General features: G+C 57.3%; 10 protein-coding genes and 2 tRNA genes. 7 read left to right on the top strand and 5 right to left on the bottom strand.

All coding sequences use genetic code 11. The features are described from left to right. Positions 1-326: 326 nt before the first annotated feature. Together arnT and QN399_RS20875 are read left to right on the top strand one after the other, a co-directional pair. Entirely contained in the window at positions 327-1,976 is a 1,650-nt protein-coding gene (gene arnT / locus QN399_RS20880; protein WP_322180511.1) for a lipid IV(A) 4-amino-4-deoxy-L-arabinosyltransferase, read from the top strand. Between the two features lie 144 nt (positions 1,977-2,120). After that, positions 2,121-3,491 (top strand): UDP-glucose/GDP-mannose dehydrogenase family protein, encoded by a 1,371-nt coding sequence (locus QN399_RS20875; RefSeq protein ID WP_322180513.1) that lies wholly within the window; start codon positions 2,121-2,123, stop codon positions 3,489-3,491. Between the two features lie 251 nt (positions 3,492-3,742). On the opposite strand, the gene QN399_RS20870 is transcribed toward QN399_RS20875, so the two are convergent. Next, positions 3,743-4,342, bottom strand: coding sequence for a phosphatase PAP2 family protein (locus tag QN399_RS20870; RefSeq protein ID WP_330201552.1), 600 nt, complete (start codon positions 4,340-4,342; stop codon positions 3,743-3,745). 486 nt (positions 4,343-4,828) lie between these two features. On the opposite strand from QN399_RS20870, the gene QN399_RS20865 reads away from it, so the two are divergent. Beyond that, positions 4,829-6,379 carry a glycosyltransferase family 39 protein gene (locus QN399_RS20865; RefSeq protein WP_330201551.1) on the top strand — a complete coding sequence of 517 codons (1,551 nt, stop codon included), beginning with the start codon at positions 4,829-4,831 and terminating at the stop codon, positions 6,377-6,379. Positions 6,380-6,650: 271 nt separating this feature from the next. Here QN399_RS20865 and QN399_RS20860 read toward each other — a convergent pair. Together QN399_RS20860 and QN399_RS20855 are read right to left on the bottom strand one after the other, a co-directional pair. Then, positions 6,651-6,727: transfer RNA gene (locus QN399_RS20860), tRNA-Asp, on the bottom strand. A gap of 19 nt (positions 6,728-6,746) precedes the next feature. Then, a tRNA-Val gene (locus QN399_RS20855) sits at positions 6,747-6,822 on the bottom strand. A gap of 161 nt (positions 6,823-6,983) precedes the next feature. On the opposite strand from QN399_RS20855, the gene rdgC reads away from it, so the two are divergent. The 3 genes from rdgC to sugE all read left to right on the top strand — a co-directional run bounded on the left by rdgC (position 6,984) and on the right by sugE (position 9,378). Beyond that, complete coding sequence (gene rdgC, locus QN399_RS20850; protein WP_219061542.1) at positions 6,984-7,904, top strand: recombination-associated protein RdgC; 921 nt, start codon at positions 6,984-6,986, stop codon at positions 7,902-7,904. Between the two features lie 68 nt (positions 7,905-7,972). Then, the gene (locus tag QN399_RS20845; RefSeq protein ID WP_322217264.1) at positions 7,973-8,938 is read left to right on the top strand and encodes a bile acid:sodium symporter family protein; all 966 of its coding nucleotides are present in this window, start codon (positions 7,973-7,975) and stop codon (positions 8,936-8,938) included. 125 nt (positions 8,939-9,063) lie between these two features. Beyond that, positions 9,064-9,378: a quaternary ammonium compound efflux SMR transporter SugE gene (gene sugE / locus QN399_RS20840; protein ID WP_322180521.1), complete on the top strand. Its 315-nt coding sequence runs from the start codon at positions 9,064-9,066 to the stop codon at positions 9,376-9,378. A gap of 21 nt (positions 9,379-9,399) precedes the next feature. On the opposite strand, the gene QN399_RS20835 is transcribed toward sugE, so the two are convergent. Continuing rightward, positions 9,400-11,271 carry an MFS transporter gene (locus tag QN399_RS20835; RefSeq protein WP_330201550.1) on the bottom strand — a complete coding sequence of 624 codons (1,872 nt, stop codon included), beginning with the start codon at positions 11,269-11,271 and terminating at the stop codon, positions 9,400-9,402. A 138-nt stretch (positions 11,272-11,409) separates the two neighbouring features. Continuing rightward, positions 11,410-12,588, bottom strand: coding sequence for a TDT family transporter (locus tag QN399_RS20830; protein ID WP_322180525.1), 1,179 nt, complete (start codon positions 12,586-12,588; stop codon positions 11,410-11,412). Between the two features lie 269 nt (positions 12,589-12,857). On the opposite strand from QN399_RS20830, the gene QN399_RS20825 reads away from it, so the two are divergent. Beyond that, the gene (locus tag QN399_RS20825; RefSeq protein WP_330201549.1) at positions 12,858-16,334 is read left to right on the top strand and encodes a PAS domain-containing hybrid sensor histidine kinase/response regulator; all 3,477 of its coding nucleotides are present in this window, start codon (positions 12,858-12,860) and stop codon (positions 16,332-16,334) included. The last annotated feature ends 18 nt before the right edge of the window (positions 16,335-16,352 follow it).

The raw sequence follows: 16,352 nt of genomic DNA, 5'->3' as shown, positions 1-16,352 counted from the left end.
CGAACTGAGCGAAACCATCGGCAAGACCCTCGACTTCTTCCTGCGTGAAGCAATGCTCGAAATCGCGGATAAACGCTGAGGTTACTCTTCAACATCAAGCAGGAAAGCATGAGGCGCCATTTATGGCGCCTCATGCCCTTTAGTGACGGGTTGGACTATCAGTGCTGGAACTTCGACTCATTCAGTCCAGCGCTGAACGTCTTCAGCCTACATCCCTAAGTACAAGGATTTCTCATGGGCGACTATTTCCGTCAATTGCTGACTGTGGCACATCAGCAAACCAGGCTCTTTCAAACCAGGAGCCACTGGCAGGGAGCTCAACGGTCATGATTAAACGCTGGGGCATACCTCTTCTGTTACTCGCCTTTGGCCTGTTTTATCTGCTGCCATTGCCCTTTCACGGCCTCTGGATTCCAGACGAAACCCGCTATGCACAAGCCAGCCAGGAAATGCTCCTGAGCGGCAACTGGGCGGCGCCACACTTCATGGGCCTGCGCTACTTTGAGAAGCCCGCCGCCGGCTATTGGATGATCGCCATCGGCCAAGCGGTGTTTGGAGAAAACCTGTTCGGCGTGCGCATCGCCTCGGCCCTGAGCCTGGGGCTGAGTACCCTGCTGACTTACCTGATGGCTCGTCGCCTGTGGAATACCCCGCGCAAGAGCTTCACCTGCGCCACGATATACATGAGCTTTGGCCTGATCGTCGGACAGGCCGGCTACGCCAACCTTGATCCGCAGTTCACACTATGGGTCAACCTCAGCCTGGTGGCCTTGTGGTATGCCATCGACAGTACCGCACAGCGGGTAAAACTGGCCGCCTGGGCGGTACTCGGACTGGCCTGCGGCATGGGCTTCATGACCAAGGGCTTCCTGGCCTTCCTGCTACCCGTACTGATCGCCCTGCCGTACATGATATGGCAGCGTCGACTCACTGAAATGATGCGCTATGGCTTGTTAGCCGTGCTGGTCGCCGTACTGGTCTCGCTGCCCTGGGTGCTGACCGTACACATGCGCGAACCCGACTTCTGGTCATTCTTTTTCTGGCACGAACACATCCGCCGATTTGCCGGAGACGATGCGCAACACGCTCAACCCTGGTGGTTCTACTTACCGTTACTGATAGTCTCCAGCCTGCCTTGGGCACTGGCGCTGCCCGGGACTTTCAAGCATGCATGGCAGACAAAAAGCCAGCCAAAAATCGCATTTCTGTTGCTCTGGCTGGTGTTGCCACTGGCTTTTTTCAGCCTGAGCCGAGGAAAGCTACCCACCTACATCATGCCGTGCCTGCTGCCCTTAGCACTGCTGATCGGCCACACGCTGACCGGCTGGCTTGAGCAAGCCAGAACGGGGATAATCCGCGCTAACGGGCTGCTGAACCTGGCCCTTGGCCTGATTACGCTACTAACGGTGACTTACCTGCAATTCAAGCAGCCCATCTATGACAATGAGCCGCTTCATCTGACTTTTGTGCTCATTGCACTGGGGATATGGAGCATCGCCAACGCCCTGCAAGTCGCCAGACCATCGACCCTTTTTCTGGCGCCCGCAGTCGGGATGCTGGCGCTGGTCGCCTTGCTGCCTGCAGCACTGCCCAACACAATTATCTACAACAAGACACCTGACGTATTCATCTCCGAGCATGCCCAGGCACTTCGCGAGACCCGCTCGCTCTTGAGCAATGAGCTGGGGGCAGCCTCTGCCTTGGCTTGGCATACCGCACGCCCGGACATAACGTTGTACAACACCGTCGGTGAGACCCAATATGGTTTCACCTACCCTGACGCCAAGGGCCGCGCCGTGACATTAAGTACTGTCCAGCAATGGATGACCCAGGCTCGTCAGAAAGGCTCGGTCGGCGTGGTTATGCGGGTCAAAGATGACGGCGAAAGGCATGAAGTCGATCTACTGCCCAAAGATGGGAAGCGTTATGAACAGGGCAACATCGTGATTTTTATCTTTGCCCAAACGACACCATGACTGTATCCATTGCCGGAAGCCCGTTCTAACGCCTTCAATGACCATTTCCCAGTATTAAAGACGCGCGGAATGACCTTGGTCATTCCGCGCGTGATGACTATTAAATTACGACGCACACGCGGCAACAAACCTTAGGAACTGCGCATGAAAATCAGTGTATTCGGTAGTGGTTATGTCGGTCTCGTGCAAGCGACGGTGCTCGCCGAGGTCGGTCATGATGTCATCTGTATGGACATCGATGAGAACAAGGTCAAGCAGCTTTCCCAAGGCCAGGTAAACATCTTCGAGCCTGGGCTGGCCAATCTTGTTCGGGATAACCTTGAGAGCAAGCGCCTGCATTTCACCAGCGACGAAAAGCTCGCGGTCGAACATGGCGAAGTCTTGTTCATTGCTGTCGGGACACCCTCCGGCGACGATGGCTCGGCAGACCTCAGTTACGTTTTTTCTGTCGGCGATGCGATCGTCAGGCATCGGGTCACCCCCCTGATCATCGTCGAAAAATCCACGGTACCCGTCGGCACCGGCGACGCGTTGCGTGCTCATATCGAAAAAGCCCTGGCGGGACGCCCGCTGGAGTTCGATATCGTCTCCAACCCTGAATTCCTTAAAGAAGGCTCTGCGGTTACCGACTGCCGTAAACCGGACCGCATCGTGATCGGTTGCGAACGTGAAGAAGTGCGTGAGGTCATGCGCGACCTGTATGCGCCGTTCAACCGCAACCACGACCGCATCATGTTCATGGACCTGCGCAGTGCCGAGCTGACCAAGTACGCCGCCAACTGCATGCTGGCGACCAAGATCAGCTTTATCAACCAGATCGCCGAACTGGCCGAGCACCTCGGCGCCGATATTGAATCGGTACGTCTAGGCATCGGCGCCGACTCGCGCATTGGTTACGACTTCATCTATGCGGGCTGCGGTTATGGTGGTTCGTGCTTCCCTAAGGACATGCGCGCCCTGATCCACAGTGCCGACCAGGCTAACTGCTCCAACGATCTGTTGCAGGCAGTCGAAGCGATCAACGAGCGACAGAAGCACAAACTGTTCGATCGGCTCAACGCCTTCTACAAAGGAGACCTCAAAGGCAAGACCTTCGCCTTGTGGGGCCTGGCTTTCAAGCCCAACACCGACGACATGCGCGACGCCCCCAGTCGTGTCCTGCTGGAAGCCTTGTGGGCTGCTGGAGCAAATGTGCGCGCCTATGACCCGGAAGCCATGCAGCAAACCCAACTGCTCTATGGTGACCATCCGGGCCTTGCCCTCATGGGCACGCTGGAATCAGCACTCAGTGGCGCGGATGCGCTGGTCATCTGCACTGAGTGGCAGCTATTCAAGGCGCCCGACTTCGATGAAATTCACAAGCGCCTGAAAGCACCGGTGATTTTCGACGGCCGCAACCTGTATGACGCCGAACGCATGGCTCAAAAAGGCTTTACGTACTTCCCGATGGGCCGAGGCGAGTCATGCAACCTGCCAATCCCGCAACAAAAATGGGATTCCAGCAATCCTCTCTGATTGATTGATCCAGATGCCAGAGCCCTTGTACAAAAGCTCTGGCATCGTTGATCAAGTATTCAGCTATCTAACCCTGAAAAAGTTGACTCTTATTGATGAATAACCTTCTGTTCAAGGGAGGGTTATTCAAAACGTTCTATACGACACATGGACGAACTTAGCGAAGCCCCATCGTTGGTTGCCGAACCCTCTCCAACCTTGCAACGCCTCAACGTAGAATTATCTGTTCAGGCATAAACATCAGCCACTGATCAAGCCTGAACCCATCTTTTATTGATCGCAAAAGCGAACAGGCGCCGATACAGTCCTTCCAACCCCTGCAGCAGTTGCTGTTTGACCTGACCAACGCTTAGCCCTGTGATGACAACCCAACTACTGACGATGGCCACAAGAAAGGCGCCAATGATATCGAATGGAAAATGCACGCCCAGGTAAACACGGGAGGCCCCCACAACGACACCGATCAACACAAGTAAAGCACCGACATTGCGCAAGGCGCTCCAGATAAGTGCCAGCCCCACCGAGAAAAACACCACGGCGTGGTCGCTGGGGAAGGAAGATTCCGCGTCATGGCCCATGAACGTATGCCCCAACTGAATCATAAATGGCCGAGGGTGCATCCAGGCGGCGGCAATCAACTGATTGCAACTCAGGGCAACCAGCAAACTCAGCGTGGCAACCAATACCGCCGCACGGCGTTGCGGGCCTCCCCAGAGCCAAAATCCTGCCAGTAACAAGGGAACACCATAAATCAGCCACTGCGCGACGATAATGGCCACCCACAGCATCCCGGGGGCAGGATCTGCACCAGCATTGATCATTAAAAAAAGTGAACGATTCAATGCTTCCATGTTGCGAGCCACCCTATAAGCAAATTACAAACAGACTATCAATACCCCCCAAACAAAGACCGAACACGTCTAGACACCGACCTCATCAGGAAACTTAAACAGCACCTGGCCATTGAGTTCTGCCGCGCAGCGTTACGAGCACATCGATAACAACATTGCGCACTCATCCGCAAACGCTTCAGTTCAATAACCTCTGAGAGTTTAGATATGCCGCCGTGAAAAAAGAGTGAACGCACTGTAAAGGGAAACGTCGGCCTGAGAAAAGACCGCACTCTCAGCGAGCCCCTGACCACGAGATTAACGGAAATAACATCCACACGAGCATCAACCGCCCATCCGCCATAAAAGTTGGCCGAATTATGCTTTTTTTTGCCATCCCGACACCAATTTGACAAACCACCCTATAACATTGACGCGCCTTGTCGTGCCGTACGACAAGGCCCGAAATTCCAGGGGGCACTCGGTCGCGTTATGGAAATTATAAGAATGAAGTTTTGGAGAAGCGACAGGGGAGCATTGACACTGTTGCTCGCTGTATCGGCACTGATTCTGTTGCTGGGGCTCGGAGCAAGGGAACTCTGGGGCGCTGAAACCCGCTGGGCTAACATCGCCTTACAGATGATACAAACAGGCAACTATTTCGACCCCTACCTCAAAGGCGCACCCTATTACGACAAACCACTGCCCTCTTATTGGCTGATCACCGCCACGGCAAGTTTGATGGGCGGCCTGAACCACTGGTCATTACGACTGACGTCAGTGATTAGCGCCTGGCTAAGTATCTGGTTGGTCTATCTCATTGGTGAACGCCTCTTCCGCAAAGGCACCGGACTGATCGCCGGCTGGCTGCTGGCGACGACGTTCTTTTTCATCTTCTGGGCACGGGTAGCCACGGCCGATGTTCTTACCGTGTGCGGCGTGCTCGCGGCCGTCTGGTGGTATTGGCGCGGCCCGGATGACACTCGCCTGAGTCGCTACATAGTGTTCTTTGTATTGCTGGCGCTCACGTCCCTGCTCAAAGGCCTGATTGGTTTCATCCTGCCAGGGCTTATGCTGTTGCCGCACGTGCTCAGCGAGGGGCGCTGGAAGCGTCATCTCAACTGGCGCTTTTGCCTGGCGCTAGTGATCGCAGGCGCGCTCTATATGGTGCCATTCATGCTGTCGCACCTGTATGGCACGCCCAGCTACGCCGAGAGCGGCCTGGGCCTGGTCTTCAGGGAGAACGTAGTACGGTTTTTCCACCCGTTCGATAATATCGGCCCGATCTATACCTACCTGCTCTACCTGCCGATCTATACCCTGCCTTGGGCGCCGTGCTGGATACTTGGCCTGTGGCTGGCTCTGCGCAACTGGAAGCAGATCGAACCAAACACCCGCTGGCTGATCTGGGGCCTGGGCTTGCTGTTTGTGTTCTTCACTGCCAGCGGCAGTCGGCGCAGCTACTACGTATTACCTCTGGTGCCATTCGCACAGCTGCTGTCAGCCTGGTGGGTGACCCGACACATGGCCGAACGACGGGCGGCTGGCAAAATCAGCGGTCCAGGCTGGACGAAGGGCATCGCAGCTGCGGCGGTGACACTCTTGCTGGTGCTGGGCATTATCTACCCCTGGACCAACGGTGGTGGCGGCGTCATGCAGTTCACCGCAGACATAAAGGCGCAAGCCAGCAAAAGTACGCCCTGGAGTCAGTGGCGCATGGTGCTGGTCGAGGTCGACAATAAACTGCCGATGTACCTGCAAAATAAAGGCGCACCTTTTTACTATGTTCCGGAAAGCGAGGATTTTCCGCGCGACGGTAACAGCGCCGCATTCATGGCATGGCTAGAGAAGAAAAGCGGCGAGACATGGGACCCGCAGCACACGATCATCATCACCCAGTATCACGATATTCATCAGCTGCCTCTTGGCTACCTGGCCGCCGACCATCAGGTAATTACCACTAAGCCGAATAACGGCGCCCGACTGTTCCATGTCCGCGAATCCGGCAGCGTTGCTTTTGTCCCGGGAACATCTGCCGCAGACGCACCCCTGCCGTGATCGAAAACGACCGCGACATCGGACTCACCAAAGGAGTGAACGATCAACGCAATTAGCCCGCCGATGGATTTCGGAAGTCTACCGGCCTGGAGCGGAGGTAGACTTTGTCGACGCGGGCACAGGGACACCCCTGATTGCTGGCTCCCGATGATAATCGGGAGCACAACCCCAAGCTTCAGCGATTAGTTTTGGGTATTTAGAAAGCAAAAAAAAGCGACCCTAAGGTCGCTTTTTGTTGCTTCAAGGAGTTCAAGGGCCTTGAAGCTTAATATGGCGCAGCGGACGGGACTCGAACCCGCGACCCCCGGCGTGACAGGCCGGTATTCTAACCGACTGAACTACCGCTGCGCGTAACACTGAGAACGATTGGTGGGTGATGACGGGATCGAACCGCCGACCCGCTGCTTGTAAGGCAGCTGCTCTCCCAGCTGAGCTAATCACCCTTCACTCTCGGTGTGGCGCGCATTCTATATAGCGACCCTATCTCTGGCAAGCACTTTTTTAAATAATTTTTATAATCCTGCCAAAGGCTTAGCACAGGGTTGGCCGCAGAGGCCGAGGAGCGAATAATGCCCCCACTTTGTACAAAGGAGAGATTCACCCCATGTGGTTCAAAAACCTGCTTATCTATCGCCTGACCCAAGATCTGCCTTTTGATGCCGAGGCGCTGGAAACCGCATTGGCGACCAAACAGGCTCGCCCTTGTGCCAGCCAGGAGTTGACCACTTACGGTTTCGTCGCACCGTTCGGTAAAGGTGAGGACGCTCCTCTGGTTCACGTCAGTCAGGACTTCCTGCTGATTGCCGCACGCAAGGAAGAACGCATTCTGCCTGGCAGCGTGGTGCGTGATGCATTAAAGGAAAAGATCGAAGAGATCGAAGCCGAACAAATGCGCAAGGTCTATAAGAAGGAGCGTGATCAGATCAAGGATGAAATCATCCAGGCCTTTCTGCCCCGCGCCTTTATTCGTCGCTCGGCGACCTTTGCTGCCATCGCGCCGAAACAGGGTCTGATTCTGGTTAACGCCTCCAGCCCGAAACGCGCCGAAGACCTGCTCTCCACCCTGCGTGAAGTGATCGGTTCGCTGCCGGTACGCCCACTGACGGTGAAAGTCGCGCCAAGTGCAACCATGACCGAATGGGTCAAGTCCCAGAAAGCGGCTGACCACTTCTTCGTCCTCGACGAGTGTGAACTGCGTGATACCCATGAAGATGGCGGCATCGTGCGCTGCAAGCGTCAGGATTTGACCAGCGATGAAATCCAGCTGCACTTGAGCACCGGCAAGGTGGTCACCCAGCTGTCGTTGGCCTGGCAGGACAAGCTGTCCTTCGTGCTGGACGACAAGATGGTGGTCAAACGCCTGAAATTCGAAGACCTGCTGCAAGATCAGGCCGAACAGGACGGTGGCGAGGAAGCCCTTGGCCAACTGGACGCCAGCTTCACCTTGATGATGCTGACCTTCGGCGAATTCCTGCCTGAGCTGTTTGAAGCGTTGGGCGGCGAAGAACTGCCACAGGGCATCTAAGCCATCAGCTGTCATGCGCTACCCGTTGCGGTAGCGCATTTCCCCTCTAATAAAAAAAGGAACAAGCCATGCGTGCGCTGGCTGCGTTGAGTCGCTTTGTCGGGAATACCTTCGCCTATTGGGTGCTGCTGTTTGCAGTGTTGGCGTTTGCGCTGCCCGAATGGTTTATCGGTTTAAAAAGCGCCATCGTGCCGCTCCTGGGCCTGGTCATGTTCGGCATGGGCCTGACGCTCAAGCTCGATGATTTTTCTGAAGTCGCTCGCCATCCATGGCGTGTGGCCTTAGGGGTGGTCGCGCATTTCGTGATCATGCCCGGCGTCGCCTGGCTGCTGTGCCAGGCGTTTCATCTGCCCGCGGAGATCGCTGTGGGCGTGATTCTGGTGGGTTGCTGCCCGAGCGGCACCTCCTCCAACGTCATGACCTGGCTGGCCCGTGGCGACCTGGCGTTGTCGGTCGCTATCGCCGCAGTGACCACCCTCCTCGCCCCGCTGCTGACACCCGCGTTGATCTGGTTGCTGGCCTCTGCCTGGTTACCGGTGTCTTTCATGGACATGTTCTGGTCGATTCTGCAGTTGGTCTTGCTGCCAATCGTGCTTGGCGTTGTCGCACAACGCGTGCTCGGCCATCGAGTCAAAGCGGCGGTGGACGTCTTGCCGCTGGTATCCGTGGTCAGCATCGTATTGATCGTCGCAGCGGTGGTTGCCGCCAGCCAGGCGAAAATCGCTGAGTCAGGCCTGTTAATCATGGCGGTGGTGATGTTGCACAACAGTTTCGGCTTTGTGCTCGGCTACTTCACCGGCAAGCTGTTCAAGCTGCCGCTGGCGCAGCGCAAATCCCTGGCACTGGAAGTCGGCATGCAAAACTCCGGGCTGGGTGCTGCATTGGCCAGCGCCCATTTCTCGCCGCTGGCCGCCGTGCCCAGCGCGCTGTTCAGCGTCTGGCACAACATTTCCGGCGCCTTGCTTTCTACGTATTTCCGGCGCATGAGTGAAAAAGCAGACCGCGAACTCGCCACTCGGCCCGTTGCAGACTAGCCGCGTTATCGATACCTGACTTGCCCCCGAATCGTTTATGTGCAAAATACTGCGCACAGCCAGGACGACCTGACTGATCCATCAAGAAAAACGATTCGGGGACGACCCCTTTATAGGAGGTCATCATGTCCTGGATCATTCTGTTTTTCGCCGGTCTGTTCGAAGTCGGTTGGGCCGTCGGCCTGAAATACACCGAAGGCTTCACCCGCCCCTTGCCTACAGCCCTCACCGTCGCGGCCATGTTGGTCAGTTTGGGCCTGCTCGGCCTGGCCATGAAAGAACTACCGCTGGGCACTGCCTACGCGATATGGACCGGTGTCGGTGCGATAGGCACCGTGATCGCCGGGATCATTCTGTTCGGCGAGTCCACGGCGCTGTTCCGCCTGGCCAGCGTGGGCTTGATTCTGTGTGGACTGGTGGGGCTCAAGCTGAGTGCTTGAAGTTGCACTACGCCAGATCAACTACCGAACCGTGCCTCGCAACTCCGCAACTCGCGCCTGCAAACTCGCCGGTAACGCCGCCTCCATTGCCACGGCGGGGCCGGCAACTACGGTGATGCGCGACCACAGCCGACGAAAGACTCCCTTGTTCGGATCTCGGCTGAAGAAACTACCCCACAAGCCCTGCAGTGCCAGTGGAATCACTGGCACTGGGGTGTCTTGCAGAATCCGGCTCAGGCCACCTTTAAATTCATTGATCTCCCCGTCAGCAGTCAGCTTGCCTTCAGGGAAGATGCACACCAGCTCACCATTTTTCAGGTATTCAGCAATTTTTTTGAAGGCCTGATCGTAGATCGCCAGGTCTTCGTTGCGTCCGGCAATCGGAATGGTGCCAGCGGTGCGGAAAATGAAGTTGAGCACCGGCAGGTTGTAGATCTTGTAATACATCACGAACCGAATCGGCCGCCGCACAGCCCCACCGATCAACAGCGCATCGACAAAGGACACATGGTTGCAGACCAGCAGCGCCGCACCTTCGTCCGGAATCAGCTCTAGATTGCGATGCTCGACGCGGTACATGGAATGGCCGAGCAGCCAGATCATGAACCGCATGGTGAACTCGGGCACGATCTTAAAGATGTAGGCATTCACCGCGATGTTCATCAGCGAGATCACCAGAAACAGCTGCGGAATCGACAGTTTGACCACACTGAGGAGTACGATCGACACGATGGCCGACACCACCATGAACAGCGCATTGAGGATATTGTTGGACGCGATGACCCGCGAACGCTCGTTCTCGACGGTGCGCGACTGGATCAGTGCGTACAGCGGCACGATATAGAAGCCGCCAAAAACACCGATGCCCAGCACATCGCTCAGCACCCACCACGCCTGACCATAAGACAGCACCGTCAGCCAGTCATTGGCCTGAACGTTTTGCGGAAAGCCGCCCGAATGCCACCACAGCAGCAGCCCGAACACGGTCAGGCCCATCGAGCCGAACGGCACCAGACCGATCTCGACTTTGCGCCCGGACAATCGCTCGCACAACATCGAACCCAGTGCGATGCCGATGGAGAACACGGTGAGAATCAGCGTGACCACGGTCTCGTCGCCATACAGCCACTCTTTGGCGTAGGCCGGAATTTGCGTCAGGTAAATCGCGCCGACGAACCAGAACCAGGAGTTGCCGACAATCGAGCGTGACACGGCCGGCGTCTGACCCAGTCCCAAACGCAAGGTGGCCCAGGATTGACTGAAGATATTCCAGTTCAGGCGCATTTCCGGCGAAGCCGCCGCTGCGCGCGGGATGCTGCGACTGGCGATATAACCCAGACACGCCACCAGCAAGATCGCTGTCGCAACGATCGGCGCGTAGTGCGCGGAAGACATCATGATCCCGGCGCCGATGGTACCGGCCAGAATCGCCAGGAAGGTGCCCATTTCCACCAGCCCGTTGCCACCGACCAATTCATCCTCATGCAAGTGCTGCGGCAGGATCGAGTACTTCACCGGCCCGAACAACGCCGAGTGCGTCCCCATGGCGAACAACGCCAGCAACATCATCCACAGGTGGTTGAGCATGAACCCCGCCGCGCCCACCAGCATGATCGCGATTTCGCCCAGTTTGATCAGGCGGATCAAGGCATCCTTGGCGTATTTCTCGCCAAACTGACCCGCCAATGCCGAGAACAAAAAGAACGGCAGAATGAACAACAGCGCACACAGGTTGACCCAAATCGAGCGATCGCCGTCGATGCTCAGCTTATAGAGAATGGCGAGGATCAATGATTGCTTGAGGATATTGTCGTTGAAAGCCCCGAGGGACTGGGTGATGAAAAACGGCAGAAACCGCCGTTTTCCCAGCAAACTGAATTGCGACTGACTCATCGTCCGTGTACTCGAATAGCGCCGGGGTCGGCTTTTTAATTGGAGTGTCTATGTCGACTCCGAGCCACATTGGAAACGTTACGCAAGCAGATGTCGATAGGACGCGTCTGGTTTGATCGTCTCCCACGTCTTTAATACTCACTTGACCCCAGCACCCAACCCCGCAATACAAGGTGAAACGAACAGCTCTCCTTTATAGGCACCACACACGGTCCGACTCATGACGATCAGCCACAATATCGCCAGACAGCACACCAACGCACAACCGGCCAGCGAGAAGAATGTCAGGTGCAGCCTTGCTGCAAGCTTTAGGGTCGCCAATGCGTAGACACCCAATGGAAAGGTGAATCCCCACCAGCCGAGGTTGAACGGGATGCCGGTGCGCAGGTAGCGCACGGTAATAAGCACGGCCATCAGCATCCACCACAAGCCGAATCCCCACAGTGTGATACCCGCCACCAACCCGATACCATCCGCCATCTCTCCGAGCCCGGGCAAACCGTTGGCCGCAAAAATCGCCGGTGCGTCTGCGCCCATCAACAACATGCCCAACGCTCCGGTGCCAATCGGACCCAACGCCAGCCAACTCGAAGCGGCCATGTTTTCGTGGGGCAATTTATGCAGGGCCATGCGCAACAACAGAATGGACAGGATGCTGAACGCTACGGGTACCGAGAACGCCCACAACACGTAGCTGGTGATCAGCACGCCGAATTGCGCGGAGGCGTCGGTCAGATGGGGTGCCAGCAGACCACCACTGGCTGCCGCCACCTCAGCCGCGACCACGGGTAACAACCACACGGCCGTCATCTGGTCGATACTGTGCTCCTGACGCGTAAACATCATGAACGGAATGGCCACCCCGCAGGCCAGCGCCATAGCCACGTCCAGCCACCACAGCGTCTCGGCAATAGGCACTATAGCTCCGCCCCATCGAGGTAGGCCGAAGAATAGAAAGCCGTTGATAATGGTCGCCAGCCCCATGGGGATGGTGCCGAAAAACATCGACACCGTAGAGTGCCCAAACACTCGCCGCGCCTCATTGAAAAACAGCACCCAGCGCGCCATATACACGAGACTGAAGAGCACGAAGAGCGCGATATTGAACAGCCACAACCCCTCGGCCAACAGGTGCAAACCCGGGATCTGCACGGGCAATTGCCCCAGCGTCAGGGCCAGAATGCCGGTACCCATGGTCGCGGCGAACCAATTCGGGGTGAATTGGCGAATCACTTCTCGCGGATGACTCAGCGTGTTCAACGGCAGATTACGTTGGTTGGCAACGGCGTATGGCGCAGGCGTATCAAGGCAAGGCATGCTCTTCTCCAGTCCTCCTATGAGGTGAAATGAGCTTATAGTTCGATTGCATATCTATATAACGGGTAATTTCTCTATAGGTCATCTATTTTACCTATATGCAACACCGCAGACCTCGTCCTGCGGCACCAGGCCGCGCCAAGACCTTGGTCGGCACTGACGAACCCTGAACATCATGCGAGACTGTCCAGCCGGAGCAGGATCGCTTCCGGTCGGTCATTTTTTAACGAGCGCTGTTGAGAGCTATCTAGCGCTACCTGGAGTTTTACATGTCGCTGTCCAGTGGGCTGATTGCTGCAGTCGCCCTGACCTATATGGCCGTTATGTTCGCCATCGCCTTTTATGGCGATCGACGCAGTGCGCCTCTATCGCCACGCCTGCGGGCTTGGGTCTACAGCCTGTCGCTGGCGGTGTACTGCACCAGCTGGACATTTTTTGGCGCCGTGGGCCAAGCGGCCGAGCAACTCTGGTCGTTCCTGCCGATCTATCTGGGCCCGATATTACTGCTGACGCTGGCGCCTTGGGTGCTGCAGAAGATGGTGATGATCAGCAAACAAGAGAACATCACGTCTATCGCTGACTTCATCGCCGCACGCTATGGCAAGTCGCAATCGTTGGCAGTGGTGGTTGCACTGATCTGTATGGTCGGTGTTTTACCGTACATTGCCTTGCAGCTCAAAGGCATCGTCCTGGGGGTGAACCTGCTGATCGGTGCAGTCGCCGAATCCACGGGCACCCGCGCCCAGGACACCGCACTCATCGTCTCGCTGATCCTGGCACTGTTCACCATCTTGTTTGGCACTCGCAACCTCGACGCTACCGAACACCACCGCGGCATGGTGCTGGCAATTGCCTTCGAAGCACTGGTCAAACTGTTCGCGTTTCTCGCAGTGGGCGCGTTCGTCACCTTCGGCCTGTACGACGGTTTCGATGACCTGTTCAGTCAGGCAATGATCGCCCCTCGCCTGGAAGAGTACTGGAAGGAAACCGTCAACTGGCCGTCGATGGTGGTTCAAACCGGCGTAGCGATGATGGCCATAGTGTGTCTGCCACGGCAGTTTCACGTGACCGTTGTCGAGAACATCGAGCCGCAGGATCTCAGGCTGGCCCGGTGGGTTTTTCCGACGTACCTGTCCCTGGCAGCGCTGTTTGTGGTGCCCATCGCCCTGGCCGGACAAATGCTGCTGCCCAGTTCGGTGCTGCCCGATTCGTTCGTGATCAGCCTGCCGTTGGCCCAAGCCCACCCGGCGCTGGCCCTGCTGGCGTTTATCGGTGGCGCCTCCGCTGCCACCGGCATGGTGATCGTCGCCAGCGTTGCACTGTCGACCATGGTCTCCAACGATATGCTGCTGCCGTGGCTGTTGCGCCGCAAAACCGCAGAGCGCCCATTTGAGGTGTTCCGTCACTGGATGCTGTCGGTACGTCGGATCAGCATCGTGGTGATTCTGTTGCTGGCTTACGTCTGCTACCGGTTGCTCGGCTCAACGGCGAGCCTGGCAACCATCGGCCAAATCGCCTTCGCCGCCATCACTCAACTGGCCCCAGCCATGCTCGGCGCGCTGTACTGGAAACAAGCCAACCGCCGAGGCGTATTCGCTGGCCTGGCAGCCGGCACCTTTATTTGGTTTTACACCTTGGTGTTGCCCATTGCGGCCAACAGCCTGGGCTGGGCGCTCACTCTGTTCCCAGGGCTGGCCTGGCTGCACGGTAACCCATTGCACTTACCGATTACCCCGCTGACACAGGGCGTGGTGCTGTCGCTTGCCGGTAACTTCACCCTGTTCGCCTGGGTGTCGGTGCTGTCACGCACAAGGGTCTCCGAACACTGGCAGGCTGGACGCTTCATCGGTCAGGAAATCAGTGCGCGCCCCAGCAACCGTTCGTTGCTGGCGGTGCAGATCGAGGATTTATTGAGCCTGTCGGCGCGCTTCGTGGGTGAGGAGCGCGCGCGGCAGAGTTTTATTCGCTTCGCTTATCGCCAGGGCAAGGGCTTCAGCCCGAACCAGAACGCCGACGGGGAGTGGATAGCCCACACCGAGCGTTTGCTGGCTGGTGTGCTCGGCGCGTCCTCGACCCGCGCAGTGGTCAAGGCCGCCATCGAAGGCCGGGAAATGCAGCTCGAAGACGTGGTGCGCATCGCCGACGAAGCCTCCGAGGTGCTGCAGTTCAACCGGGCACTGCTGCAAGGGGCCATTGAAAACATCACCCAAGGCATCAGCGTGGTCGATCAATCGCTGAAACTGGTGGCCTGGAATCATCGTTATCTGGAACTGTTTAATTACCCGGAAGGCCTGATCAGCGTTGGCCGACCAATCGCAGACATCATCCGCTATAACGCCGAACGTGGTCTGTGCGGTCCCGGTGAAGCCGAAGTGCATGTGGCGCGTCGGCTGCACTGGATGCGCCAGGGTCGAGCCCATACCTCAGAGCGATTGTTCCCCAATGGACGCGTCATCGAGCTGATTGGCAACCCGATGCCCGGTGGTGGTTTCGTCATGAGCTTCACCGACATCACCGCGTTCCGTGAAGCCGAGCAGGCGCTCAAAGGCGCCAATGAAAGCCTTGAACAACGCGTCGCCGAGCGTACCCATGAGTTGTCACAACTGAACGTGGCGCTGACCGAGGCCAAGGGTACCGCGGAAACCGCCAACCAGTCGAAGACCCGCTTTCTTGCAGCGGTCAGCCATGACTTGATGCAGCCGTTGAATGCGGCGCGACTGTTCTCGGCAGCCCTGTCCCACCAGGAAGACGAGATCTCCAGCGAGGCCCAGCAACTGGTGCACCATCTGGACAGCTCGCTGCGCTCCGCAGAAGACCTGATCAGCGACCTGCTGGACATTTCTCGCCTGGAAAACGGCAAGATCACACCCAATCCTCAGCCGTTCCCCCTGAGTGCGCTGTTCGACACCCTCGGCGCCGAGTTCAAGGCACTGGCCCAGGAACAAGGCTTGAAATTCCGGGTACGCGGCAGCAACGTGCGGATCAACAGCGACATAAAGTTATTGCGACGGATTCTGCAAAACTTCCTGACCAACGCTTTCCGCTACGGCAAGGGTCCGATACTGCTAGGCGTAAGGCGTCGAGGCGCGCAGCTGTGCCTTGAAGTCTGGGACCGCGGCCCAGGTATTCCGGAAGACAAACGTCAGGTGATCTTCGAAGAGTTCAAACGCCTGGACAGCCATCAGACCCGTGCCGAAAAAGGCCTGGGCCTCGGGCTGGCCATTGCCGACGGACTTTGCCGCGTATTGGGTCATGAACTGCAAGTACGCTCCTGGCCGGGTAAAGGCAGCGTGTTCAGCGTCACTGTGCCCCTGGCCACTCATCAAATGCCATTGGCCGCCAGTCCTGCCGAGCCCAAGTCCCACCAGCCACTGAGCGGTACCCAGGTACTGTGCGTCGACAACGAAGACAGCATTTTGATCGGGATGAACAGCTTGCTCACGCGTTGGGGATGTCAGGTGTGGACGGCGCGCAATCGCAGTGAGTGCGAAGCCCTGCTGGGCAAAGGCGTGCATCCGCAGCTGGCGCTGGTGGACTATCACCTGGATGAGGGTGATACCGGCGCCGCGCTGATGGCCTGGTTGCGCACGCGACTGGGTGAGCCGGTACCCGGCGTGGTAATCAGCGCGGACGGTCGACCTGAACTGATCGCGCAGATCCACGCTGCCGGCCTCGATTACCTGTCGAAACCGGTCAAACCGGCGGCGCTGCGGGCATTGTTGAGTCGGCATGTCAGTTTGAGCTGAATCCAAAAAGGGGGCAGC

This window comes from Pseudomonas sp. 10C3 (assembly GCF_036346185.1).
Classification (GTDB): Bacteria; Pseudomonadota; Gammaproteobacteria; order Pseudomonadales; family Pseudomonadaceae; genus Aquipseudomonas.
This window is presented reverse-complemented; position numbering and strand designations above follow the sequence as displayed.

What these genes read in the sequence shown, in the direction of transcription:
- QN399_RS20835 (WP_330201550.1), bottom strand. Translation starts at nt 11,271, where the DNA reads ATGAGTCAGTCGCAATTCAGTTTGCTGGGAAAACGGCGGTTTCTGCCG.
- QN399_RS20830 (WP_322180525.1), bottom strand. Translation starts at nt 12,588, where the DNA reads ATGCCTTGCCTTGATACGCCTGCGCCATACGCCGTTGCCAACCAACGT.
- QN399_RS20875 (WP_322180513.1), top strand. Translation starts at nt 2,121, where the DNA reads ATGAAAATCAGTGTATTCGGTAGTGGTTATGTCGGTCTCGTGCAAGCG.
- QN399_RS20870 (WP_330201552.1), bottom strand. Translation starts at nt 4,342, where the DNA reads ATGGAAGCATTGAATCGTTCACTTTTTTTAATGATCAATGCTGGTGCA.
- QN399_RS20845 (WP_322217264.1), top strand. Translation starts at nt 7,973, where the DNA reads ATGCGTGCGCTGGCTGCGTTGAGTCGCTTTGTCGGGAATACCTTCGCC.
- arnT (WP_322180511.1), top strand. Translation starts at nt 327, where the DNA reads ATGATTAAACGCTGGGGCATACCTCTTCTGTTACTCGCCTTTGGCCTG.
- sugE (WP_322180521.1), top strand. Translation starts at nt 9,064, where the DNA reads ATGTCCTGGATCATTCTGTTTTTCGCCGGTCTGTTCGAAGTCGGTTGG.
- QN399_RS20865 (WP_330201551.1), top strand. Translation starts at nt 4,829, where the DNA reads ATGAAGTTTTGGAGAAGCGACAGGGGAGCATTGACACTGTTGCTCGCT.
- rdgC (WP_219061542.1), top strand. Translation starts at nt 6,984, where the DNA reads ATGTGGTTCAAAAACCTGCTTATCTATCGCCTGACCCAAGATCTGCCT.
- QN399_RS20825 (WP_330201549.1), top strand. Translation starts at nt 12,858, where the DNA reads ATGTCGCTGTCCAGTGGGCTGATTGCTGCAGTCGCCCTGACCTATATG.